Below are 20,067 nucleotides of genomic sequence, written 5' to 3'. Positions count from 1 at the left end.
GTCTGTCATGAGGTCCGTCCCAGGGCGACGGCGACGGCCTGGCCCTCCAGGCCGCGGGCCAGGGCCAGGGCGCTGTCGGGCCGGGTGTGGCGGGGGGTGAGGGGGACGTAGTCGAGGTCGCACTCGGCGGCGGGGTGGTGGAGGTTGAGGGTGGCGGGCACGGTGCCGCTGTCCAGGGCGAGGGCGGCGACGGCCGCGTTCAGTGCGCCGGCGCCGCCGACGAGGTGTCCGGTCTGCGGTTTGACGCTGCTGATCTGGGCGGACTTGGCGGCCGTGCCGAGGGCGTCGTGCAGGGCGACGGTCTCGCTGGCGTCGCCCTGCAGGGTGGCGCAGCCGTGCGCGGCGATGTAGCTGCCGTCGGGGAAGGGCCGTGCGGCATCGGCGAGGGCGCGGCCGATGGCGCGGGCCAGGCCGCGGGCGCGGGGCTGGGGGCTGGGCGGGCGGACGCAGTCGTTGCCGGCGCCGAAGCCGGTGATCTCGGCGTAGCAGCGGGCGCCGCGGGCCAGGGCGTGTTCGCGTTCCTCCAGGACCAGGAGGGCGGCGCCCTCGCCGAAGACCGAGCCGGAGCGGTCGCGGTCGAAGGGCCTGAAGGCCTCGGTGCCCAGGTCGGTGCGGGTGCTCAGGACGCCCAGGCCGTCCATCTTGGACATCGCCCACCAGCCGGTGGCGTCGTCGTAGCCGCCCGCGAGCACGAGGTCGGCCTCGCCGCGGCGTACGGTGCGCATGCCCCGGCCGATCGCCATCGCGCCGGAGTCGGCGGTGCCGGCGAAGTAGGCGTTGGCGCCGCGGATGCCGTACTTCTCGGAGATGTGGAAGGCGGCGGCGGGCTGCAGTCCCTCGACGAAGAACAGCGGGGCGATCACCGAGGAGGCGCTCTGTCCCAGCCGGTGCAGGTCGGGGGTGCCGTCGTCGGCGCGCACGGCCTGCAGCTGGGCGATGAGCTCGTCCATGCGGGGCATTTCCTTGTTGCTGCCCAGGAACAGGCCCGCGCGCTGTCCCAGCTCGCTCCCGTCGTCCAGGCCCGCGTCCTTGAGGGCGAGGGTGGCGCCGGCCAGGGCGAGCTGGTCTCCGCGGCACAGCATGCGCAGGGTGCGGCGGGAGGCCCACTGGGCGGGGGTGAAGGAGGGGATCTCGGCGCCGATGCCGGTGCGCAGCGGGGCGGGGTCGTAGGCGCGCAGCGGTCCGATGCCGCAGCGGCCCTCCAGCAGGCTGTGCCAGGTCTCGGCGGCGCTCTGGCCGATCGCGGTCATCAGGCCGATGCCGGTGACCATCACGCGGCGGCGCTGCTCGCTCATGCTGTGCCCTCCCGGGTCGTCTCGTCGCTGGCCAGGGCCAGGACACGGGCGGTGGCGACCACCCGGCCGCCGGCCCGGGCGGTGGCCCGGCACTCGGTGCGGTGCGGGCCGTGAGCGGTCACCTCGACGGTGAGGTGGACCTGGTCGCCGGGGCCGACGAAGTGCTTGAAGCGCACGCCGCGCACGGCGGCCAGGCGCCAGGTGCCGGGGCCCGCGGCGGTACGGGCGAGCGCGGCCATGCTCTCCAGCAGCAGCACGCCGGGCAGCACGGGGTGGCGCGGGAAGTGGTCGGTGAAGCAGGTCAGGGTGGCGGGCACGTTGCGCACGGCCGCCGCCCGCTCGCCGACGACAACCTCCAGCAGCCGGTCGAACCCGCCCAGGCCGCCGCCGGGCACGGCGGCGGCCGCGGATCCCGCACCGGAGACAGGAGCGGATCCTGCACCGGAAACAGGGGCGGATCCTGCGGCGGGGGCGGGGGTGGGTCCCGCGGTGGGGACGGTGGTGGTCATGTGTCCTCCCGCGGGGCGCCGACGACGAGGCTGGTGTTGCTGCCGCCGAACGCGAACGCGTTGATCAGGGCCGCCGCCACCGGCATCGGGCGGGCGGTGTGCGGCACGTAGTCGAGGTCCAGGCCGCGGTCGGGCCGCTCGAGGTTGACGGTGGGCGGGACCAGGGAGTGGCGGATCGCGCCGAGCGCGGCCAGCACGCCCAGGCCCAGGCTGGCGGAGGTGAGGTGGCCGGCCATCGACTTGGGGGCGCTGACCACCAGACGGCGGGCGTCGTCGGCGAAGACCTTCTTGATGGCGACCGTCTCGGACTGGTCGTTGCCGTGGGTGCTGGTGCCGTGCGCGACGACGTAGTCGATGCCGGCGGTGCCCAGCCCGGATTCGCCGATCGCCGCCTCCATGGCCTGCACGGCGCCGGAGCCGTCCGGCGGGGAGTCGGTGATGCGCCAGGCGTTGAGGGTGGAGCCGTAGCCGAGGACCTCGCCCAGAACGGGCGCGCCGCGCTCGCGGGCGGCGTCGAGGTCCTCGAGGACGACGGCGACGGCGCCCTCGCCGATCACGAAGCCGGAGCGGTCGGCGTCGAAGGGCCGCGAGGCGCGTGCGGGATCGTCGTTGTGACGGTCGGTCAGCGCGCCCAGCAGGCTGAAGCCGAGCAGGTCGAGCCAGGTGGTCAGGGAGTCGTAGCCGCCGGCGACCATCAGCCGGGCGTCGCCCTCCTGGATGGCGCGGTAGGCCTCCCCGATGGCGTGCCCGGAGCCGGAGCAGGCGGTGGAGATCCCGATCATCGGCCCGGTCGCGGACATCATCCGGGCCATCGCGCTGAGCGGCACGTTCTGGTCGTCGGTGAGGGTGACGGCCGGCGGGTGGCACAAGAAGGCGTCCGCGCGGCCGGTGGTGGCGCGCAGGTGGCCGACGTCCAGGAGGGCCTGCAGCTCGGGGCGGCCGACGCTCGCGCCCATCGCCACCCCGCGCTCGCCCGGCTCGTACACCTCCTCCCCCAGGTCCTCGGCCCGCGCGGAGCGCAGCGCCTCCCAGGCGGCCGCGACCCCGAACAGGCCCACCCGGGAGAGGTGTTTGCGCCCGATGCGGGCCGGGATCGCCGTGGCCGGGTCGAAGTCCTTGACCTGGGCGGCGATACGCACCGGGAAGCCGGCCGCGTCGAAGGTGGTCAGCGGCCCGACGCCGCTGCGGCCGGCGGCCAGGCCCTGCCAGGTGGTGCCGGCGTCGTTGCCCAGCGGGGTGACGGCGCCGACGCCGGTGATGGCTACGCGGGTCATCCCACCGGCCCCCCGCCCTGCAGCTGGTGCGCCATGCGCCGGGTGGCGGCCGGGTCGTCGAGGCGTTCGGCGTCGATGAGCGCGCACAGGATGCCGCTCGCCTCAAGGACGTTCTCGCCGTCCACGGTGACGGTGCCGTCCAGCAGGGCGGCCTCCTCGGTCATCGACTCGACGCTGGCGTGCATGCGCAGCACCTCGCCGGGGCGCACCGGGCGGTGTGCGGTGGCCTCGCCGACCGCCAGCAGCGCGGCGCGCAGCCGGTGGTCGGTGGAGAGCATGATCAGCCAGGTGGCGGACTGGCACAGGGCCTCCAGGGCCAGCCCGAAGGGCAGCGCGGGTCCGTCGCCGGTGTCCTGCCAGTAGGTCTCCTCGGCGGAGGTGACCTTGCGCGCGGTGATGTGCTCGCGGGGCGCGCAGGTCTCGATCCGGTCGATCAGATGGAATCGCATCGTCGTCTCTTCTTCCGTTCCCTCACGCGTCCGTTACGGGCGGCCGATGCCGAGCTGGGCGGAGAACCCGCCGTCCACGCAGAGCAGTTCGCCGGTGGTGTAGCCGGAGTCGGGGCCGGCCAGGAACACCGCGGCCGCGGCGACCTGGCCGGCGGTGGCGAACCGGCGCAGCGGGATCTGCCGCTTGATGCTCTTGCCGCCGTCGCGCTGCAGCACGCCGTCCACGAGTTCGGTCGGGGTGAACCCGGCCAGGACCGCGTTGACGCGGATGCCGAAACGGGCGAGTTCGACCGCGGCGCAGCGGGTGAAGGAGTTCAGCGCGCCCTTGGAGGCCGAGTAGTTGGCCTGGCCGATCCAGCCGCGTTCGCCCATCGCGGAGGAGATGTTGACGATGGTCGCGTCGCCGCGGGCCATGAACTGTTCCAGGACGGCGTGGGTGCAGTGCCAGGCGCCGCCGAAGTTGGTCTTCATGACGTTCAGCCAGGCGTCCGGCGGCGCGTCGTAGATGAGGCCGTCGTCGCTGGTGCCCGCGTTGTTGACGAGGATGTCGAGGGGGCCCAGGAGGCGGGCGGCCTCCTGTACCAGGCGGGCGGCCTGCTGCGGGTCGGCGACGTCGGCGGCGACGGCCGCGGCCCGGCCGCCCGCCGTCTCGATCTCCTTGACGACCGCGAGGGCGTCCTCCTGGCGGGAGCGGTAGTTGACGGCGACGGCCGCCCCCTGCTCGGCCAGGGCCAGGGCGATGGCCCGGCCGATGCCGCGTGAGGCACCGGTGACCAGGGCGGTGCGGTCCTTCAGCTTCATCTGTCTCTTCCCGTTTCTGCTACGAGGGGGCGGTGGCCGGCCGGGGCCCGCGCGGGCGCCAGGGGCGGCGGGGGTGCGGGACGCCGTTGGCCCGCACCGCCACCGGCCCCCGGGGGGGGAGGGGTCCGGGTTCAGGCGGCGTGCTGGGCCGCGGCCCGCTCGGTCAGCAGGTCGGTGAGGTTCTGCACGGTGAACAGGCCCAGCACGCCCTCGGCGGTCAGCGGCTCGCTGAGCTGGCTGCGGTCGAACTGCGGCAGGACCTTCTCCAGGTGGGTGAGGCCGGTGTCGTTGACGACCTCGTTCTCGTCGCCGAACTCCTCGTCGGGGATGCCGCCCTGCAGCAGGGCGGCGATGTCGGCCACGGTGATCTTCACCTTGGTGGCGCGCTCGATACGGAAGAGGATGTCGAGCAGGTCGATCGACTCGGCACCCAGCTGCCCGAGCAGGGTCGCCTCGGGCACGGCCTCGGCCTCGTCGATGCCCAGGGCGTCGGCGATGGCGGCCTGGACCGCGGAGAAGTAGTCGGTCGAGGTGGGGGTCAGGGTTTCGGACACCGTTGGCTGCCTTTCGGATGGGTCGTTCCGCCGGTACCGGCCCGGGGGCCCGCACCGGACGGACGGGAGAGGAAAAGAAAAGGAAGAGAAGAAAGGAGAGGGAGGAGAAGGGAGGAGGAGGGAGAAGGGGGAGGAGGGGGGGAGGAGGGGGGGAGGAGGGAGAGGTGGAGGGAGTGGGTGGTGGGGGCGGCCCCCCGGGGGGCGGGCCGCGCGCCGGGTCAGGCGGCGGCGCCAGGGGCGGGCTCCTGCCCGAGCTCGCGCAGCAGTGCGGAGATCCGGCGCGCGTCGTGGGTGCTGCGCACCACGGAGTGGACGCCGGTGCGGTTGGCGAAGCCGCTGAGCACCCGGCCGGGACCGACCTCCAGGCAGCCGTCGACGGCGTGCGCGGCCACCGCGCCCAGTACGTCCGCCCACCGCACCGGCCCGGCCAGCTGACGGCGCAGCAGATCGCGGGCGTGGCCGCCGTCGCGCACCAGGGTGCCGGTCACCGAGCTGATCACGGGCAGCCGGGGCGCGCTGAAGCGCACGCGCTCCAGTTCGGCGGCGAACTCGTCCTCGATCGCCCGCATCAGCGAGCAGTGGAAGGGCGCCGAGACCTTCAGCGCCACCGCCCGCTCGGCGCCCGCGGCCAGGGCCCGGCGGGCGGCCTCCTCGACCGCGGGGCGCTGTCCGGAGATCACGGTCTGGCCCGGCTCGTTGTAGTTGGCGACCTCCACCACGCCCAGGGGGGCGCAGTCCGCGCAGATCTCCTCGATCCGGGCGGCGGCAAGACCCAGTACGGCCGTCATCGCGCCGCCGGCCTGCCGGGAGACCCCCGCCATCAGCTCGCCCCGGCGGCGCACCAGCCGCAGCGCCGCCTCGGCCTCCAGCACCCCGGCGGCCACCAGCGCGGGGTACTCCCCCAGGCTGTGCCCGGCCACCACGGCGGGCACGAAACCCGCCTGATCGCGCAGTACCTCAAGGACCGCGAGGCTGGTGGCGACGATGGCGGGCTGGGCGATCTCGGTCGGGGCCAGCTCCTCCTCCGGCGCGGTGCTGCACAGCGCGGTCAGCGGCAGGCCGGTCGCCTCCTCGGCGCGGGCCAGGACGCGTCCGGCGGTGCGGGGGTGTTCACGCAGCAGATGCCCGGCCATGCCCGCGCGCTGCGAGCCCTGCCCGGGAAACATCGTGAAGAGATTGTCGATCATCCCCGTTCCTGCCTCACTGAGTTGTCGGAAGAACCGTCGGAAAACTGCGGAAGAACTACCGGAAGAACTGCCGGAAGACCTGTCCGAAGACCTGAAAAGAACGGTCCGCGGAACGGTCCGGGAGAGCGGTCCGGGAGAGCTGTTTCCAGAGCCGGAGAAAGGTCATCGGGCGGTCGGCGGGCGGTACTTGATTCTGTGAATCTGCCACGGGGTTCTGGCGCATTCCTTGAATGCGTCTGGACCGGCACTACGGCGCCCGGCAATCAGCCACTAACGTGCTGGCATGGTGAGGATGAGTGCAGACGAGCGGCGCCGGAGCGTCATCCGCGCGGCCGTGAGCGAATTCGCCCGGGGCGGGTACGACGGCACGTCCACCGAGGCCATCGCCCGGCGTGCGGGGGTGTCGCAGCCGTACCTCTTCCGGCTCTTCGCGGGCAAGCGGGCGCTCTTCCTCGCGGCGGCGCGGTGCTGCCTGGCCGACACCGCCCGGCTGTTCACCGAGGCCACCGAGGGCCTGGCGGGCGAGGAGGCACTGCGCGCCATGGCCAACGCCTACACCCGCGTCATCGTCAAGGAGCCGGAGCGGCTGCTGATGCAGATGCAGGTGTATGTCGCGGTGGCGGCGGGCGAGGCGGACGGTGACGCGGCGTTCGGGGAGGCGGTGCGGGCCGAGTGGCGGCGGCTGTGGGACACCGTCCACCGGCCGCTCGGCGCGGACACCGGCCAGACCACCACGTTCATGGCGTACGGGATGCTGGTCAACGTCCTGGTCTGCCTGGGGTTTCCGCCCGAGGACCCGCTCTGGGACGGGCTGTATCCGGCGGCGCGGGCCGGGGCGCGGCAGCCGGGTGCCCTGCAGCGGCGGCCGGCGCCCGGCTGACGGCCGCCGTCGCGTCGTCCGCCGGGCGGGCGGGACCGGCGGGCCCGGCCCGGCCCGGCCCGGCCCGGGCCGGTCTGCGCCGGGCCGGTTTGGGCCCGCCCGGTCTGGGCCCGCCCGGTCTGGGCCGATAACCGAGGGGCCGGATCCGGACCGGGGCCGGGGGCGCGGCCGGGACACCGAGTCCAGGGCCGGGGACCCAGGCGCGCGGTCCGCGCTCGTGACCCGTGGCCTGTGGCCCGTGAGCCCGTGGCCCGTGAGCCGGAAGCCCGTGAGCCGGAGGCCCGTGAGCCCGTGGCCCGTGAGTTGGAGGCCCGTGAGCCCGTGGCCCGTGAGTTGGAGGCCCGTGAGCCGTGGCCCGTGAGTTGGAGGCCCGTGAGTTGGAGGCGGCGGGTACGGCGCCGGGACCGGTCGGCCGGACCCGGAACCCGGTCCCCGGACCGTCCGTGGCCTGTGAGCCGGGGGTACGGGGAGGACAGCCGGGGCTGGATCTCCGGGACCGGGTCCCGGACCGCCCGTGGCTCAGGGGCCGTGGGCCCAGTCCGTGCGCGGGGCCCCGGCCCACGGGTACGGCGGCCGGGGCCCGCAACCGGGCCCGGAACGGGGGGTTCCGGGGCGGGCGTCAGTCCACGGTGGCGGCCGGGGCGGGGGCCGGGCGGCGGGCCGGGGCCCAGCGGGTGCCGTAGGCGACCTGGCCCTTCTCCGCGGCGGCGAAGGCCTTCGTGTTCCAGTTCTTGCGCATGAACGCCTCGCGCGCCCGGATCAGCAGCGGATTCTGCACCGCGCCCATCCGTCCGATCCGCCAGGCGATGCGCTGCAGCGGCGCGGTACGGGCGCGGCGTTCGCGCTCGTAGCGGCGCAGCGCGGCGATGGGGTCGTCGGCGTGCTCCAGGTGCTCGGCGAGGACCAGGGCGTCCTCCAGGGCCTGGCAGGCGCCCTGGCCGATGTTGAAGGTGATGGGGTGCGCGGCGTCGCCGAGCAGGGTGACGCGGCCCTGGCCCCACCGGCGTTCGGGGCTGCGGCCCTCGACGTCGCCGCGGATGATGTCCTCCTGCGGGGTGGCGGCGAGGATGTCGGCCACCGGGCCGCCCCAGCCGCGGTGGCGGCGCAGCAGCATCTCCCGCACGCCGGGCGCGTCCCGGCCGCCCGCGGGCCCGTTGGCCACGCTCATCCAGTGGACCAGGCCGGGTGCGACGTCGTAGTAGGTGAAGCGGGTGCCGGGCCCGAACATCGCGTTGAAGGTGCCCGGCGGGATGTCCGGGTGCTGCAGGGGGGAGCGGCCGCGCCAGGCGATGTAGCCGCTGTAGCGGTTGCGGGCGGGGCCGAAGAGGGCGTCGCGGACCGTGCCGTGGATGCCGTCGGCGCCGATCAGCAGGTCGCCCCGTTCGCTGCCGCCGTCCGCGAACCGTACGGTGACCCCGTCCTCGTCCTGCTCGAAGCCGGTCACGTGGGCCCCGGTGCGCACCGGGGAGCCGTGCAGGGCCTCGCGCAGCACGCCGTGCAGGACGGAGCGCTCGACGGCGATCGTGGGCGCGCCGTAGCGCTCGACGAAGTCGCCGACCGGCCAGGCGCCCAGCACCTCGCCGCGGTGGGTGCTGAAGTGCGCGACCTGCTGGGCCGGGGCCGTGCGCAGGACCTGCCCGGCCACGCCCAGGCAGTCCAGCGCGAGCACGCCGTTGGTCCAGATGTGCAGGCCCGCGCCGCCGTCGCGCAGTGCCTCGGCCCGTTCGAAGACGACGGGCTCAAGACCGGCGCGCTGGAGCGCGAGGGCCGCGGCCAGGCCGCCGATCCCTCCGCCGGCGATGAGTACGCGACGGGCACGTCCAAGGGCCATGGGTCTGTCTCCTCGTGGCTGTCCGGGCGGATGTCCCCGTAGGGCGGGGACGGCACTCCGCTGCGGCCCGGGGTGCTCCCTCGTCCTTGCGGAATCCCCTGCGGACCACTGGAGTTGTCAACGCTAGCATTCGAAGCACTGAACTTGATAGTGTCGGCAGTACATCTAGCGTTGATAAATCCACGTGGCGGCAGGCCATGTGGCAACCGGCAGACGGACAAGGGTGGTTGTGATGGAAACCCTCGTACAGACCCTGGCCGTGGTGGCCACGATGGCCAACGCGGTGGTCTACGGCACCGACGTCTTCTCCGCGATCGTCCAGCGGCCGGCCCTCGCGCACGTCGACGACGCGGTGCTGACCAGCACCATGGGGCAGATCCACCGTTTCGGGGACCGCCGGATGCCCGTCCCGGGCGTCTTCGGCCTGCTCGCCACGGTGGCCACGGCCGTCGCGGCCGGGTTCGGCGGCCGTGTGACGGCGGCCGCCGCGGCCGCCGTCGCGGCGGCGGCCCTGGTGGTGTGGCTGGCCGTCTACAACAAGGTCAGCGCGCCGGTGAACAAGGAGCTGACCGACGCTGCCCTCGACTGCCGCACCGCGCCCGACGCGCGGGGCCTGCAGCGCACCTGGGACAGCGTCATCAACGCCCGGGTCGTGCTGCAGGCGGTGGCGCTGGGCGCGATGTGCGTGGCCCTCGTGGCGTCCTGACACCGCGGAAGGCCGCCGCCGCGCAGACGGGCGGGGGTGGGGCAGGGAGACCCGCGGGTCTCCCTGCCCCACCCCCTTCCCGCCTCCCGCCTCCCGCTTCCTTCTTCCTGCTTCCCGTCCGCGGCGGCCCCTGCCGCAGGGCGATTACTGCAGGGCGATGCTGCCCAGGACGGACGTCTCGGTGTCCTCGTCCGGGCCGTCGGCGATCTCACTGCCGAATGCGGGGCTGAGCTCCGGCTCGTTTCCTGCGGGATTCTTCTTCTTGCTGACCACGGTGGTGTCCCTTCGGGCGTGAGCGGCCAATACCGTACTGAGATTCACGAAGGGCCGCACCGCGCGTCAAGGCGCATTGCGCCGCGTCCACCGGAATGCGAGGCGCCCTCGAGAAATCCGGTAAAAGAAATACGCATTCCGCACACCGCACTCCCCCGAGGCCGGCGGGAATCAGCGCACCGCCCGCCCCGCCCGAATTCCCCCCGCTCCCCCTCCCCCGCCCCTGCCTTCCCCCGCCGCTGCCTTCCCCGCCCCTGCCTCCCCCGCTCCTGCCCCGCCCCTTCCCTGCCCCGCTCCTGCCCCGCCCCTGGCCTTCTCCGCCCCTGTCCTTTCCTCCCGCGGCTCCTCCCGCGGCTCCTCCCGCGGCGGTCTGGCCGGGCGCGGGCGGCTGGTCACGCCGGTTCGGCCGGGGCGGGCCGGGACTGGGCGAGGGCGTCCGCGAGGGTCCGCCAGATCTCCGCGGCGAGGTCGATGTTGGCGTCCGTCTGGGCCTGCTGCGCCAGGGTGCGCAGCCCCTCCACGCCGGAGGCGTCGCCGCCCAGGATCAGCAGCCGCTGGCGCAGGATCTCCAGCCGCACCCGGTCGCGGTAGGTCATCCTCGGCTCGTCCCCGGCCAGGTCGCCCAGCAGGGCGCGGGCATCGTCGTAGCGGCCGGTGGCGAACGCCAGATCGGCCTTCAGCGCGGTCAGGTCCTGGCGCAGGGCGGGCGTGCCGACGAAGGCGAGGGCGGCCTCGGCCTGAGCGGCGCAGGCCTCGGCCCGCGCGGGGTCGGGGGGCAGGCTCTGCAGGTGCAGCCGGCCCGCGGCCAGCCGCAGCCTGAGCCACAGCACCAGGTCCTCCTGGCTGCTGAAACGCTCCAGGGCCGCGTCCAGGAAGGCCTGCGCCCCGGTGTGGTCGCCCTGGCGCACCCGGACGGCGGCGGCCGTCCACATGGCCTCGGCCCACAGCGCGTCGGTGCGGCCGGCGACCAGCGCGGCCAGTTCGTCGGCGTGCACCCGCGCCTCCGGCACCTGCCCGGCCTCCGCCTGCACCGACACCAGCGCCAGCAGCGCGGCGGCCCGGTCCTCCACGCCCAGGTCCTCGCCCAGGGCGAGCCGGTGGGCGGCGACGGCCGCGTCCAGGGCGGGGGTGATCTCACCGAGCGAGCGCAGGCAGCGGGCCAGCCGGGTCAGGCCGCGCACCCGCAGCTCGGCCGATCCCACCTCGTCTCCGAGCGCCACCAGCCGGCCGAGGTCCGCGCGCTCGGCGGCGTGGTCGCCCTGCAGCCGGGCGGCCCGCGCCAGCAGCCACAGCGCCTGCCAGCGCAGCACCGCGCTCTCGTGGCCCTCGGCGGCCAGCGCCGCGCGCAGCGCCCCGATGGCGTCCGCGGAACCGGTGGAGGACGCCAGCGTCAGCGCGTGTGCCAGGGAACCGGTGACCGGCTCCTCGAAGTCGGCGACGTCCAGGCCCAGCCGGCCCGCCAGATAGCCCACGGCCCGGTCGGTGGGCTGGCGCGCCCCCGATTCCAGACGGGAGAGATAGCCGGTGGACATGCCCTCGCCGGCCAGCGCCGTCTGCGACAGCCCCTGGGCCGTCCGGAGCTTTTTCAGGCGGTGTCCGAACGCGGGCTGTCGCAGCATGACCGAATCCCCTGGGGTGAGCGGGCAAGAAAGTTTCACCGGGAGCCGCCCCGAGCGTAGGGCGCCGGGCAACACGCGGGCAAACCTTTGCCAGGCCCCCGCCGGGAATCTCGTGCCGCTCTCACGCGCCTCTCGTGGACTCCTCCAGCGTTCCTCCAGCGCGGCGGGGCACGCTCGGCAGGACCCGGCCGGCGCACCCGGCCGGGTGCGGAGCCCCTCCGCAGGTCAACGCCCGGGAGTCGACGATGAGGCCATCGGTGTGCGCACCGCGGCGGGCGGCGTGGACGGCCACCGCGGGACACGGCAGCGGCCCCTCCCCGGCGGCGGACACCGGCCGCCGGACCCCGCCGGCACCGGACACCCCCTCCGACGAGGACATCGGCTGGCCCAAACGCTCCGCCCCGCCCGCCCCGTAACCCACGTAACCCTGCTGTGCCGGGTGATGGACCTGCGTCACCGTCCTTGCCGGAGTCGTGCCCTGGGGGCTGAGACGGCACCGCATGCAATGACACAAGACACGGGGCCAGACGCCCGCACCCTTCCGCGCCTGGGGCCCTGCTCCTGCTCCCTCAACTACCCCCGGCCACTGGCACGTTCTGATCCAGCAGACCCCTGCCGATCTGTGACTGACTGTCGGCGGTGAGTTGCGGGCTGCCGACCCGCACACGAGCAGCCGCGGCATCAGACCTCGTGGTCGTCTGCGCCGAGCCGCTGGCTGAGGTCGCTTGCCCAATGCTGGGCCCAGGCCCGCAGGCGCGAGGTCTCGTCCTCGGTGAGTCCGTAGGCGGCGAATTCCTCGTCGTCGTACCACTCGGCGCCGGCGAGACGGTCGTGGAGGTCCTGGAGGCGGAACTCGTCGCGGCCGTGCCGCTCGCCGAGCCGTTCGAGGTCGTTCGTGGTGTGGTTCTCGGCGGCGGCGTGCACGTCGATGAGATCTCTTACCGCGCCCCGGTCAGCCAGGGCGCGGACCTTGGTGCCGATGACGTCAGGAAGAGCGAGGACCAGGCCGTACTCCGTTTCCACGGGCGGTGCCCAGAGGTTCTCTTTGAGGATGTCCACTTCGCAGTCCTCGCCGGTTGCGGGGACGGCGGCCACAAGGCGTGCGGAGAGCGGGTCCACGCTGACTACCGTGACGGCCCAGCCACGCTGGACCAGACCGTGCTCTACAGCGCGGACGATGTCCGTCAGGGGGGCCGGATTCTCGGTGGCGACGTCAAGGTCCTGACTCAGCCGGTCGACCAGCCCATGGGCCTGGACCGCGTATCCACCCGTGATGATCAAGGGGTACGGCGTGCCGATCGCGAGGACATCGGCCAAGAGCCGCCGGTGGAGCTCGCTGAGGTTCACGCGGCGGTCGGCGTCCGCCCGGCGAGCGCGGGAAAAGCGTCCTCCCACACCAGGCGGATGTGCCTGCTGACCAGGGTGCGCAACACGGGCCACTGGGCGACCAGCAGGTCCCTGTCGAGCAGGGTGATCAGGTCGTCGCGCTGCCCCTCGGCAAGGACAGTGCGGTACAGGCTCATGCGCTGGCGCGGCCGGTCCAGGTCGTAGGCGCGAAGCCCGGACCAGGCGACGTGCAGCGGCAGTTCAACCCGGCCCTGCGCGGGTCCGGAAAGCTCGTCGAGCGAGGCGGGCAGGCGACACGCGTACCGCTCCCGCAGAACTTCGGCAGCGGGCGGCACGGAGACGGGTGAGGACTGTGAAGCCATGCGCCCGATTATCCCCGCTCCGCCCGCCCCCGGTCACACAGACGCGGTATCTGCCGCTCCCTCTGGGACAGATGTGCATCACGGCGGCGGCTGCCCCGGCGCGGGATTCCCCTAGCCACCTGCGACTGCGGCGCCGCCGTGACGAGGCCCGGGCCCGGGCCGGCCGACGGGGTGTACGGGGCCGGAGGCGGGCGGGTGCCGGGGGGCTGCCGCTGCTGCGGTGGGCGGGCGGTCAGCCGGAGGGGGCGTCGGCCGCGGAGGCGGCCGGGCGCAGGGGGGCGGCCGGGGCGCGCAGGCCGGATTCGAAGGCGTAGATCGCGGCGTGGACGCGGTTGCGCAGCCGCAGCTTGTGCAGCAGGTTCTGCACGTGGGTCTTCACGGTGTGCTCGGACAGGGTCAGCGCCCGGGCTATCTCGCCGTTGGACAGGCCGCGGGCCAGCAGGTCCAGGACCTGGCACTCGCGGTCGGTGAGCCGGTCGGGGCTGACGGGCGAGATGGGCGCCGGCGGCCCGGCGGCCGGCCGGCGACCGGACGGGGGCGGGGTGGGGCCGTGCACCAGGGTGTATCCGGCGGCGGCCAGGACGACCGCGGAGGCCAGCTGCCCGGCGGTGGCGGTGGCCGGCAGATGACCGCCGGCCGCCCGGCCGGCGGCGTCGGTGCGGCCCGGGCCGCCGAGGGTCAGCAGCGGCAGGTCCCCGCCGCCGAAGGCCGGCGCGGCGAGCTGTCCGCCGCCGGGTGCGCCGTGGGCGACCAGGACGTGCGGGGGCCGGGCGGCCAGCGCGCGCAGCAGCGGCGGTCCCGGTTCGCTCTCACCGGTGACGCGGATACCGGGGTGGCCCTCGAGGAGGGCGGTGATGCCGCGGCGGGCGAGCGGGTCCTCGCCGATCACGTGCACGCGCACGGCGGCCGGCGCACCCGGGCGGGGGGCCGGGGCCGGGCCGGCCGCCTCACCGGGGCCAGGGCCGGGGCCGGGGCCAGGGCCAGGGCCGGGGCCGGGGCCGGGGCCGGGGCCGGGGCCGGGGGCGGCGGGGGCGGGTGCGGGGAGCACGCGGAGTGTGGCGTGCCGCTCGTCCATGGCGGTCTCCTCCCTGTCTCCCGGGATGTCCCGCCGGTCCTTGGATGTCCTACCAGGTCCTGGGATGTCCCGCCCTGCTCACCGTAGGCGGCGGGCGCGGGCGTGTCCGGTGCGCTCCAGCGGGCCACGACCCGTCCGCTATCCCCCCTCACTCCGTGCCGGGGGCGAGGGGGAAGGAGGCCCGCACGGCGGACTGCGTCGAGGGCTGAACGCCGGGGCGCCCGCGCGGGAGTCAGGCGAACGCGGGCCGGGACGCATCCACCAGGTGCAGTCCGCCGTCCGCGTCGAGATAGCCGGCGTCGCCGGTGGACAGCCAGCCGTCCGCGTCCGCCGGCACCCCGGCCTGGCCGGCCGGCAGGCCGGGGCTCAGCTGCGGTCCGCGGATCTGCACCTGGCCGGTCGACCACACCGGCGCGGGCCGGGCGCCGCCCGGCAGGACGACCCGGCACTCGGTGCCCGGCAGCGGCACCCCGACCGCACCGAGGCCGGGCCGCGAGCCGGGCGGCTGGTAGTGGGAGAGGGCACACACCTCGGTCAGGCCGTAGCCCTGCAGGACCGGCACGCGCAGCGCGTCGCGCAGCCGGCGGGCCCGGCCGGGCTCCAGCGCGCCGCCGCTGACCTGGAGGGCGCTCAGCCGGTGCCCGCCCGCCCGGGCACCGGCCCCGCCCAGCCGGGTGTCACCGGCGAGGCGGTGCAGCCGGGCGGGCGGGGCGTAGAAGTGGGTGGCCCCCGCCCGCGCGGCTGTTTCCAGCGCCCCGAAGGGATCCGGGTCCGGGCACAGCACCTGCCGGGCCCCGGCGTGCACGGCCGAGTTGAGATGCACGGCATGGAACTGCGGCAGGTGGTTGAGGACGACGGAGGAGGGGCCCAGGCGGTGGGCGAGGGCGGTCTGGGCGGCGCCCGCGAGAAGGTTGCGGTGCGTCAGCCGCACCCCGTTCAGCCGTCCCGCACCGTCCGGGGCGAACTGCAGGCACGCCACCGCGTCCACCCCCGGCGCCGGCGTCCGCGCGGACCGGCCGGCGGGCACCGACGCCAGCGCCCGCGCCAGCGGCACACCCCCGCCCGCACCCGCCGGCGTGTCTGCTGCCGCGTCCGCCGGGGCGTCCGTGAGGACGACGGTGTGCAGCAGGGGCAGCCGGTCACCGAGCCCGGCGAGCAGCCCGGCCAGCGCGGCGGGTACGAAGGCGATCTCGGCCCCGGCCGCCGAGCACACCTCGTACAGGGCGGCCGGCCCCATCAGCGGGTCGAGCAGGGCGAGCGGGTGGCCGCTGCGGACGGTGCCGTAGTACACGGCGGGAAAGACCGCATCGAGGGTGGCGGCCGCGGCGACGACGGCGCCGGCCCGGCCCGCGGCGCGCCGCACGTAGTGGGCGACCCGGTCCGCCTCCCGGTCCAGGGCCGCGAACGACACCCCGGCCCCCGCCCCCGCTCCGGCCACGGTGACGGCCGGGGCGTCCGCGTCACGGGCCGCGGCCCGCCGCAGCAGGTCGTCCAGCGGGCTCTCCAGATACCTGAGGATGGGCACGGCACGACCTCCCGGCGGCAGACAGCAGGAACACAGGAACGCAGAAACGCAGGAACGCAGGAACAGCGGATGTCCGGATGACCCCACGGTCGGCGGCCGGGCTCGAGACCCCTTCGAAACCCGCTGGAGACTCCCCCGCACCACCGCAGCGGACCGGCCGCGGTGCGCACACGGACCGGTTCCGGGCGTACGGCGGCCGGGGCAGGGCCTGCCGCAAGGCCCGGGGCCAAGCCGGTACGGGTGCGGTGCGGTGCGGTGCCGGTGCGGGTGCGGGTGCGGTGCGGGTGCGGGTGCGGGTGCGGTGCGGGTGCGGGTGCGGTGCCGGTGCCGGTGCGGTGCGGTGAGTGGTGGGCCGGCGGGAGGTCTCTCCTGCCACTCCCCCCCCCGGGGGGATCCGGTGCCGTTTCCTGCCCGTACCCGCTGCAGGTGTGGCGCGTAGCGCCCTGTGCCTTATGCGGGGAGTGCCGAGGGGTGTCCGCCCACCGGGCGGGGCAGGGGGAAGCTGCGCAGTGCCGCGCGGCTCCAGGGGAAGCCGTAGCCGAGGTGCAGGACCGGGTCCTGGGCCTCGTCGGCGGGGACGGCGACGGCGACCAGCACATCGGGCACCGGCTCCAGTTCGACGAACCGCCACGGGCGGGCCGTGTCGTCGGCCGGCGGCGTGAAGGCCCGTACGCCGCGTTCGTCGTCCAGCGTGAAGGCGAACGCGTCGAAGGGCAGCCCGAGCCCCAGGCCGCGGGCCTTGGAGTAGGCCTCCTTGAGGGTCCACACGCGCAGCGCGCGCCGGTCGCGGGCCGGCCCCTCGGGGGCCTGTGCGACCCATTCCCGCTCCGGGGCGGCGAAGGTGCGCACGATGGTGGTGATGGCCCGCTCGTCCCGGTCCTCCAGCCGTTCCACGTCCACGCCGATACGGTGCCGGCGCACGATGCCCAGCAGGCTGTAGCCGCCCGCGTGGGAGAGGTTGAAGTCCAGCCGGGAAGCGCCGCGCGGCTCTCCCGCGGCGGCGGGCCGCAAGAAGGGCCGTCCCCGCGCGGAACGCCAGATGACCAGCTCCGCCTCGGCCAGGCCCGCCTCCAGCGCCAGCGCGCGCCGCACCAGGGTGTGGGCCAGGAGGTACTGGCGCCGGTCGCGTTCGAACAGGAAACGGCTCGCGGTCTTCTGCTCCTGCGCGTCCAGCCAGTGCGTGGCGAGCAGGAGCGCGACCTCCGGCGGCAGGCCGTCGTTGGGACACAGCCACAGCTTGACCGGCTCCCCGCCCCCCGCACCCGGAGCAGGAACGGGAGCGGGCCCGGGCCCGGGTTCGGGGGTGGGGGTGGGGGTGGTCGGGGGTGCGGGGCGGGTGGTCACTGCGGTGCTCCGTCCGTGCCGGGGCCGGGCTCCAGCGGGCGGGGCCGCAGCACGGTGGCGGGCAGCTCGACGGCGGCCGGGCCGGGATGCGCGGGCAGTACGGCGCAGACGTCGACCCCGGCCAGCCACAGCCGTGTCAGCTGCTCCAGGCGGCCGCCCTGCCACAGTGCGGCCACATAGGCGCGGGTCTCCTCGAGTCCCTCGATCAGCGGCGGGCCCGCGGCGGTGCGCAGGTCGGCGCTGTGCACGCCCGCCGGGCCTGTGCCCGGGCCGGGATGCGCGGCGAAGCCGGCCAGCGCGTCGGCCAGTTCGGCGACCGTGCGGACGGTCACCGCCAGACGGCAGCGCAACACCGCCCGCCCCAGGCGCAGTTCGTGCGCGACCGCGGCAAGATCCGGGGCCGCCGGGCCGCCGTCGCGGCCGCCGCCGTCGGACAGGCGGGCCGCGAGCCGGCCGGCGGTGGCCGCCAGGTGCGCGGGCGTCGCGGCGGACAGCAGCACCAGCTCCGCGGGACGCGGGCCCGGCGGCGGGTTCGTGCGGGCCGGGGCGCGGGGGACGGCAGGCGCCTCCTCCACGACCAGCACCGCACCCACACCCTCCACGCCGTCCGTGTCTTCCACGCCGTCCGCAGCGTCTGCCGCATCCACTGGGCTTACGGCGTCTGCGGGGGCTGCGGCGTCCGTAGGGCCTGTGGGGTCTGCGGGGGCCGCGGGTCCGGGCACGCTGACCAGCGCCCTGCGGGGCAGCACGGTGCCGTCGCCGCGGCGGGCCGGCTCCCAGGCGGCGGGCGCGGGGCGGTCCGGGCCGGCCAGCAGCACGGCGTGGCGCAGCTGCCCCACGGCGCGGACCAGCGCCGCCGCCCCGGTCACCGCCCCGGCATCGCCCACCAGCGCCGCCACCGTCCGGGAACTCTCCTCCAGAGCGACCCCCACAGCCTCCAGGCCGGCGTCCGGCACCTGCGACTGCGCCCCGGCGTCCGGGCCTTGCGGGCCGGTGCCCGGGGGCCGCAGGCCGGCCGCGGCCAGCGCCCGGCCGACCAGCCGGCCGTGCTGCGGGCCGGGGGCGGCGCGGCCCGGGTGGCCGACCGCGCTGGAACGGATCACGGCATGCACGCGGTCGCCGTCGGCACGGGCCGCGGCCAGCGGCTTGAGGAGCACGGCCGCCACCCCCTCACCGGCGCCGGGCCGCTGGCACGCCGGATGCAGGCGCAGCTCGACCGCGCCGACCAGCGCCGCGGCGCACTCGCCCGCGCGCAGCGCACCGAGCGCGAGGTGCAGCGCGGTCAGGAAGGAGGAGTCACCGCTGTCCACGCTCAGGCTGGGCCCGCGCAGGTCGAGCAGCCGCGACAGCCGCGCGGCCGGCCCGGGCCGGGAAGGCAAAGGGGCGGTGTGCCGGTGCCCGGTGCCCGCCGGCGCACCGCCGGCCGGCCCGAGAGCGGCATACACACCCACACTGCGTGCCGTGCCGTCGGGGGCGGTGAGCCGTTCCAGGCGCGCTCCGGCGTATCCGGCGCTCTCCAGCGTCTGCCACGCGCTCTGCGCCAGCAGCCGCTCGCGCAGGTCCAGCCCCGCCGCCTGGCGGGCACCGAGCCCGAACAGGTCCGGGTCGAACTCCTCCACACCGTCCAGGAAATGCCCCCGCCAGCCCGCACACGCCGACCGCCGGCCGCCCGGGAGCGCGGCCTCGGCGATACGCCCCTGCAGCCCGTTGCGCCAGAACGCCTCCACATCCCCCGCCTGCGGGAAACGGCCCTGGATCCCCACGACCGCACACGGCATGCCCGCACCGGTCCTGTTCCCGTCCCCGGCCCCGTCACCAGCACCGGGAACCGGGCCGGGGCCGGGGCCGGGCAGCGGCTCACGGTCCGCCGCCACCGGCAGGGCCACCGCCGGCAGGGCCACGACCGGCGGGGCCACGGCCGGTGAAGTGCCGGCCAGCAGGGCCACGGCGTGCTCACGCCGCAGGGTGCCGCCCTTGAACCGCGTCAGGATCTCCCGGGTGTCCATCACCGTGCGCCCCTCGTCTCGGACGGTCCGTCAGGCGGAGCGGGCCGCCAGCAGGGCGGCCGCCTCGTCGATGCTGAGCACCTCGTCACGTACCGCGTCGAGCAGCGCGTCCAGATCGACCCCCGCCGGCGGGACCTGGGCGCCGCCCGGCGCCGGGCCCGCCGGGAACGGCCCCGCCTGCCCGGCCGGGAGGGCGGAAGCCGCGCCCGGGCGGCCGGACACGGGCGTGCGGTGCGCGCGGTGCGCCGCCCGCGCGCTGACGTACGCCGCCATGGCCCCGAGGTCGGGCTGGTCGTAGAGCAGGTCGGCCTGCTCGCCGAGGCCGTAGGTGCGGTTGATGCCGGCCAAGAACTCCGCGGCCAGGATCGAGTCCAGCCCCAGCGCCGCGAACGGCGCGCTCACGTCGATGTCCCCCGGCCCGCAGTGCAGGATCCCGGCGAGCTGCTCCCGCAGCGTGTCCGTGACCGCCTCCACAGCCACATCAGCCACATCCGCGGCCACGTCTGCCTCTGTGGGTGTGTCCGTGGGCGGGGCGGGGCGGGGGGTGGCGAGTTCGGCCGCGACGTGCCGGGCCAGTGCCTGGGGCGTCGGGTGCTCATACAGTGCGGTGGCCGCGATCCGGGTGCCGTAGCGGGCGTTGAGCGCCGCGACGAACTCGACCGACAGCATCGAGTCCAGGCCCAGCAGCCGGAAGGGCTCCTGCGCGTCGAGCGTCTGCGGCTCGATACGCATCATGCCCGCCAGCACCGCGGTGAGCTCCGCGAGCACGTCGGCCACGGGCGTCGGCGAGAGGGCCGGCGGCTGAGGGACGGATGTCATGGTGGGCGTCTCCAAGGGTCGTATCCCGGGTGGCCGTTGTGGCATTGTGGGCGCCGCCGGCCCCCCGCCACATCCCCGGCCGTGGTGATCCCCGCCGCCGGTGACTGGCTCCCGGGAACCAGCCGCCGCCGCGGCCCTCCGCCCAAAGAATGAGCCGCCCCGCCGCACCGCCCCGCGCAAACCGCCCTGCCGCACCGCCCTGCCGCCGCGT

20 protein-coding genes are annotated in these 20,067 nt (G+C 75.6%); 3 read left to right on the top strand and 17 right to left on the bottom strand.

What is annotated here, in order from left to right:
• Nucleotides 1-5 precede the first annotated feature (5 nt).
• The 7 genes from ACZ69M_RS44025 to fabD form a co-directional block, all read right to left on the bottom strand.
• Nucleotides 6-1,295 carry a beta-ketoacyl-[acyl-carrier-protein] synthase family protein gene (locus ACZ69M_RS44025; protein WP_470059084.1) on the bottom strand — a complete coding sequence of 430 codons (1,290 nt, stop codon included), beginning with the start codon at nucleotides 1,293-1,295 and terminating at the stop codon, nucleotides 6-8.
• Nucleotides 1,292-1,804: a 3-hydroxyacyl-ACP dehydratase FabZ family protein gene (locus ACZ69M_RS44020; protein WP_470059082.1), complete on the bottom strand. Its 513-nt coding sequence runs from the start codon at nucleotides 1,802-1,804 to the stop codon at nucleotides 1,292-1,294. Before ACZ69M_RS44020 ends, ACZ69M_RS44025 begins: the two co-directional genes overlap by 4 nt.
• Nucleotides 1,801-3,078 (bottom strand): beta-ketoacyl-[acyl-carrier-protein] synthase family protein, encoded by a 1,278-nt coding sequence (locus ACZ69M_RS44015; RefSeq protein ID WP_470059080.1) that lies wholly within the window; start codon nucleotides 3,076-3,078, stop codon nucleotides 1,801-1,803. The genes ACZ69M_RS44020 and ACZ69M_RS44015 overlap by 4 nt, the downstream gene beginning before the upstream one ends.
• Nucleotides 3,075-3,527 carry a hotdog family protein gene (locus ACZ69M_RS44010; RefSeq protein ID WP_470059078.1) on the bottom strand — a complete coding sequence of 151 codons (453 nt, stop codon included), beginning with the start codon at nucleotides 3,525-3,527 and terminating at the stop codon, nucleotides 3,075-3,077. The genes ACZ69M_RS44015 and ACZ69M_RS44010 overlap by 4 nt, the downstream gene beginning before the upstream one ends.
• Before the next feature lie 33 nt (nucleotides 3,528-3,560).
• Nucleotides 3,561-4,328 (bottom strand): SDR family NAD(P)-dependent oxidoreductase, encoded by a 768-nt coding sequence (locus ACZ69M_RS44005; RefSeq protein WP_470059076.1) that lies wholly within the window; start codon nucleotides 4,326-4,328, stop codon nucleotides 3,561-3,563.
• Between the two features lie 131 nt (nucleotides 4,329-4,459).
• Complete coding sequence (locus ACZ69M_RS44000) at nucleotides 4,460-4,882, bottom strand: acyl carrier protein (protein ID WP_225900738.1); 423 nt, start codon at nucleotides 4,880-4,882, stop codon at nucleotides 4,460-4,462.
• Between the two features lie 218 nt (nucleotides 4,883-5,100).
• Nucleotides 5,101-6,069, bottom strand: coding sequence for an ACP S-malonyltransferase (gene fabD / locus ACZ69M_RS43995; protein WP_470059074.1), 969 nt, complete (start codon nucleotides 6,067-6,069; stop codon nucleotides 5,101-5,103).
• A gap of 283 nt (nucleotides 6,070-6,352) precedes the next feature.
• Between fabD and ACZ69M_RS43990 the strand changes: the two genes are divergently transcribed.
• Nucleotides 6,353-6,949: a TetR/AcrR family transcriptional regulator gene (locus ACZ69M_RS43990; RefSeq protein ID WP_180292654.1), complete on the top strand. Its 597-nt coding sequence runs from the start codon at nucleotides 6,353-6,355 to the stop codon at nucleotides 6,947-6,949.
• 619 nt (nucleotides 6,950-7,568) lie between these two features.
• On the opposite strand, the gene ACZ69M_RS43985 is transcribed toward ACZ69M_RS43990, so the two are convergent.
• The gene (locus ACZ69M_RS43985) at nucleotides 7,569-8,780 is read right to left on the bottom strand and encodes an FAD-dependent monooxygenase (protein WP_470059072.1); all 1,212 of its coding nucleotides are present in this window, start codon (nucleotides 8,778-8,780) and stop codon (nucleotides 7,569-7,571) included.
• Between the two features lie 232 nt (nucleotides 8,781-9,012).
• Here ACZ69M_RS43985 and ACZ69M_RS43980 point away from each other — a divergent pair, with 232 nt between their 5' ends.
• On the top strand, nucleotides 9,013-9,486 hold the full coding sequence (locus ACZ69M_RS43980; RefSeq protein ID WP_470059070.1) for a DUF1772 domain-containing protein: 474 nt from the start codon (nucleotides 9,013-9,015) through the stop codon (nucleotides 9,484-9,486).
• Between the two features lie 144 nt (nucleotides 9,487-9,630).
• On the opposite strand, the gene ACZ69M_RS43975 is transcribed toward ACZ69M_RS43980, so the two are convergent.
• Complete coding sequence (locus ACZ69M_RS43975) at nucleotides 9,631-9,759, bottom strand: hypothetical protein (protein WP_256259265.1); 129 nt, start codon at nucleotides 9,757-9,759, stop codon at nucleotides 9,631-9,633.
• Between the two features lie 392 nt (nucleotides 9,760-10,151).
• Nucleotides 10,152-11,378 (bottom strand): helix-turn-helix domain-containing protein, encoded by a 1,227-nt coding sequence (locus ACZ69M_RS43970; protein WP_470059068.1) that lies wholly within the window; start codon nucleotides 11,376-11,378, stop codon nucleotides 10,152-10,154.
• Between the two features lie 245 nt (nucleotides 11,379-11,623).
• On the opposite strand from ACZ69M_RS43970, the gene ACZ69M_RS43965 reads away from it, so the two are divergent.
• Nucleotides 11,624-11,794 (top strand): hypothetical protein, encoded by a 171-nt coding sequence (locus tag ACZ69M_RS43965; RefSeq protein ID WP_470059066.1) that lies wholly within the window; start codon nucleotides 11,624-11,626, stop codon nucleotides 11,792-11,794.
• A 265-nt stretch (nucleotides 11,795-12,059) separates the two neighbouring features.
• On the opposite strand, the gene ACZ69M_RS43960 is transcribed toward ACZ69M_RS43965, so the two are convergent.
• The 7 genes from ACZ69M_RS43960 to ACZ69M_RS43930 all read right to left on the bottom strand — a co-directional run bounded on the left by ACZ69M_RS43960 (nucleotide 12,060) and on the right by ACZ69M_RS43930 (nucleotide 19,856).
• Nucleotides 12,060-12,725 carry a nucleotidyl transferase AbiEii/AbiGii toxin family protein gene (locus ACZ69M_RS43960; protein WP_470059064.1) on the bottom strand — a complete coding sequence of 222 codons (666 nt, stop codon included), beginning with the start codon at nucleotides 12,723-12,725 and terminating at the stop codon, nucleotides 12,060-12,062.
• Nucleotides 12,722-13,087: a hypothetical protein gene (locus tag ACZ69M_RS43955; RefSeq protein ID WP_470059062.1), complete on the bottom strand. Its 366-nt coding sequence runs from the start codon at nucleotides 13,085-13,087 to the stop codon at nucleotides 12,722-12,724. The genes ACZ69M_RS43960 and ACZ69M_RS43955 overlap by 4 nt, the downstream gene beginning before the upstream one ends.
• Nucleotides 13,088-13,319: 232 nt before the next feature.
• A complete protein-coding gene (locus tag ACZ69M_RS43950; RefSeq protein WP_470059060.1) occupies nucleotides 13,320-14,162 on the bottom strand; it encodes a response regulator transcription factor in 843 nt (280 codons plus the stop codon).
• 232 nt (nucleotides 14,163-14,394) lie between these two features.
• Nucleotides 14,395-15,687 carry an AMP-binding protein gene (locus ACZ69M_RS43945; protein ID WP_470059059.1) on the bottom strand — a complete coding sequence of 431 codons (1,293 nt, stop codon included), beginning with the start codon at nucleotides 15,685-15,687 and terminating at the stop codon, nucleotides 14,395-14,397.
• Between the two features lie 450 nt (nucleotides 15,688-16,137).
• Nucleotides 16,138-17,031 (bottom strand): 4'-phosphopantetheinyl transferase family protein, encoded by an 894-nt coding sequence (locus tag ACZ69M_RS43940; RefSeq protein WP_470059057.1) that lies wholly within the window; start codon nucleotides 17,029-17,031, stop codon nucleotides 16,138-16,140.
• Entirely contained in the window at nucleotides 17,028-19,037 is a 2,010-nt protein-coding gene (locus tag ACZ69M_RS43935; RefSeq protein ID WP_470059227.1) for a beta-ketoacyl [acyl carrier protein] synthase domain-containing protein, read from the bottom strand. The genes ACZ69M_RS43940 and ACZ69M_RS43935 overlap by 4 nt, the downstream gene beginning before the upstream one ends.
• 30 nt (nucleotides 19,038-19,067) lie before the next feature.
• Entirely contained in the window at nucleotides 19,068-19,856 is a 789-nt protein-coding gene (locus ACZ69M_RS43930; protein ID WP_470059055.1) for a phosphopantetheine-binding protein, read from the bottom strand.
• Nucleotides 19,857-20,067 lie beyond the last annotated feature (211 nt).

This window comes from Streptomyces sp. NPDC107454 (genome assembly GCF_055582885.1).
Note: the sequence above shows the minus strand (reverse complement) of the source record. Positions and strands in the feature narration are given on the sequence as shown.

Excerpts from the sequence above, each read along its gene's own strand:
- ACZ69M_RS44025 (WP_470059084.1), bottom strand. The coding sequence starts at position 1,295 with ATGAGCGAGCAGCGCCGCCGCGTGATGGTCACCGGCATCGGCCTGATG.
- ACZ69M_RS44020 (WP_470059082.1), bottom strand. The coding sequence starts at position 1,804 with ATGACCACCACCGTCCCCACCGCGGGACCCACCCCCGCCCCCGCCGCA.
- ACZ69M_RS44015 (WP_470059080.1), bottom strand. The coding sequence starts at position 3,078 with ATGACCCGCGTAGCCATCACCGGCGTCGGCGCCGTCACCCCGCTGGGC.
- ACZ69M_RS44010 (WP_470059078.1), bottom strand. The coding sequence starts at position 3,527 with ATGCGATTCCATCTGATCGACCGGATCGAGACCTGCGCGCCCCGCGAG.
- ACZ69M_RS44005 (WP_470059076.1), bottom strand. The coding sequence starts at position 4,328 with ATGAAGCTGAAGGACCGCACCGCCCTGGTCACCGGTGCCTCACGCGGC.
- fabD (WP_470059074.1), bottom strand. The coding sequence starts at position 6,069 with ATGATCGACAATCTCTTCACGATGTTTCCCGGGCAGGGCTCGCAGCGC.
- ACZ69M_RS43990 (WP_180292654.1), top strand. The coding sequence starts at position 6,353 with ATGGTGAGGATGAGTGCAGACGAGCGGCGCCGGAGCGTCATCCGCGCG.
- ACZ69M_RS43985 (WP_470059072.1), bottom strand. The coding sequence starts at position 8,780 with ATGGCCCTTGGACGTGCCCGTCGCGTACTCATCGCCGGCGGAGGGATC.
- ACZ69M_RS43980 (WP_470059070.1), top strand. The coding sequence starts at position 9,013 with ATGGAAACCCTCGTACAGACCCTGGCCGTGGTGGCCACGATGGCCAAC.
- ACZ69M_RS43970 (WP_470059068.1), bottom strand. The coding sequence starts at position 11,378 with ATGCTGCGACAGCCCGCGTTCGGACACCGCCTGAAAAAGCTCCGGACG.
- ACZ69M_RS43965 (WP_470059066.1), top strand. The coding sequence starts at position 11,624 with ATGAGGCCATCGGTGTGCGCACCGCGGCGGGCGGCGTGGACGGCCACC.
- ACZ69M_RS43955 (WP_470059062.1), bottom strand. The coding sequence starts at position 13,087 with ATGGCTTCACAGTCCTCACCCGTCTCCGTGCCGCCCGCTGCCGAAGTT.
- ACZ69M_RS43950 (WP_470059060.1), bottom strand. The coding sequence starts at position 14,162 with ATGGACGAGCGGCACGCCACACTCCGCGTGCTCCCCGCACCCGCCCCC.
- ACZ69M_RS43935 (WP_470059227.1), bottom strand. The coding sequence starts at position 19,037 with ATGGACACCCGGGAGATCCTGACGCGGTTCAAGGGCGGCACCCTGCGG.
- ACZ69M_RS43930 (WP_470059055.1), bottom strand. The coding sequence starts at position 19,856 with ATGACATCCGTCCCTCAGCCGCCGGCCCTCTCGCCGACGCCCGTGGCC.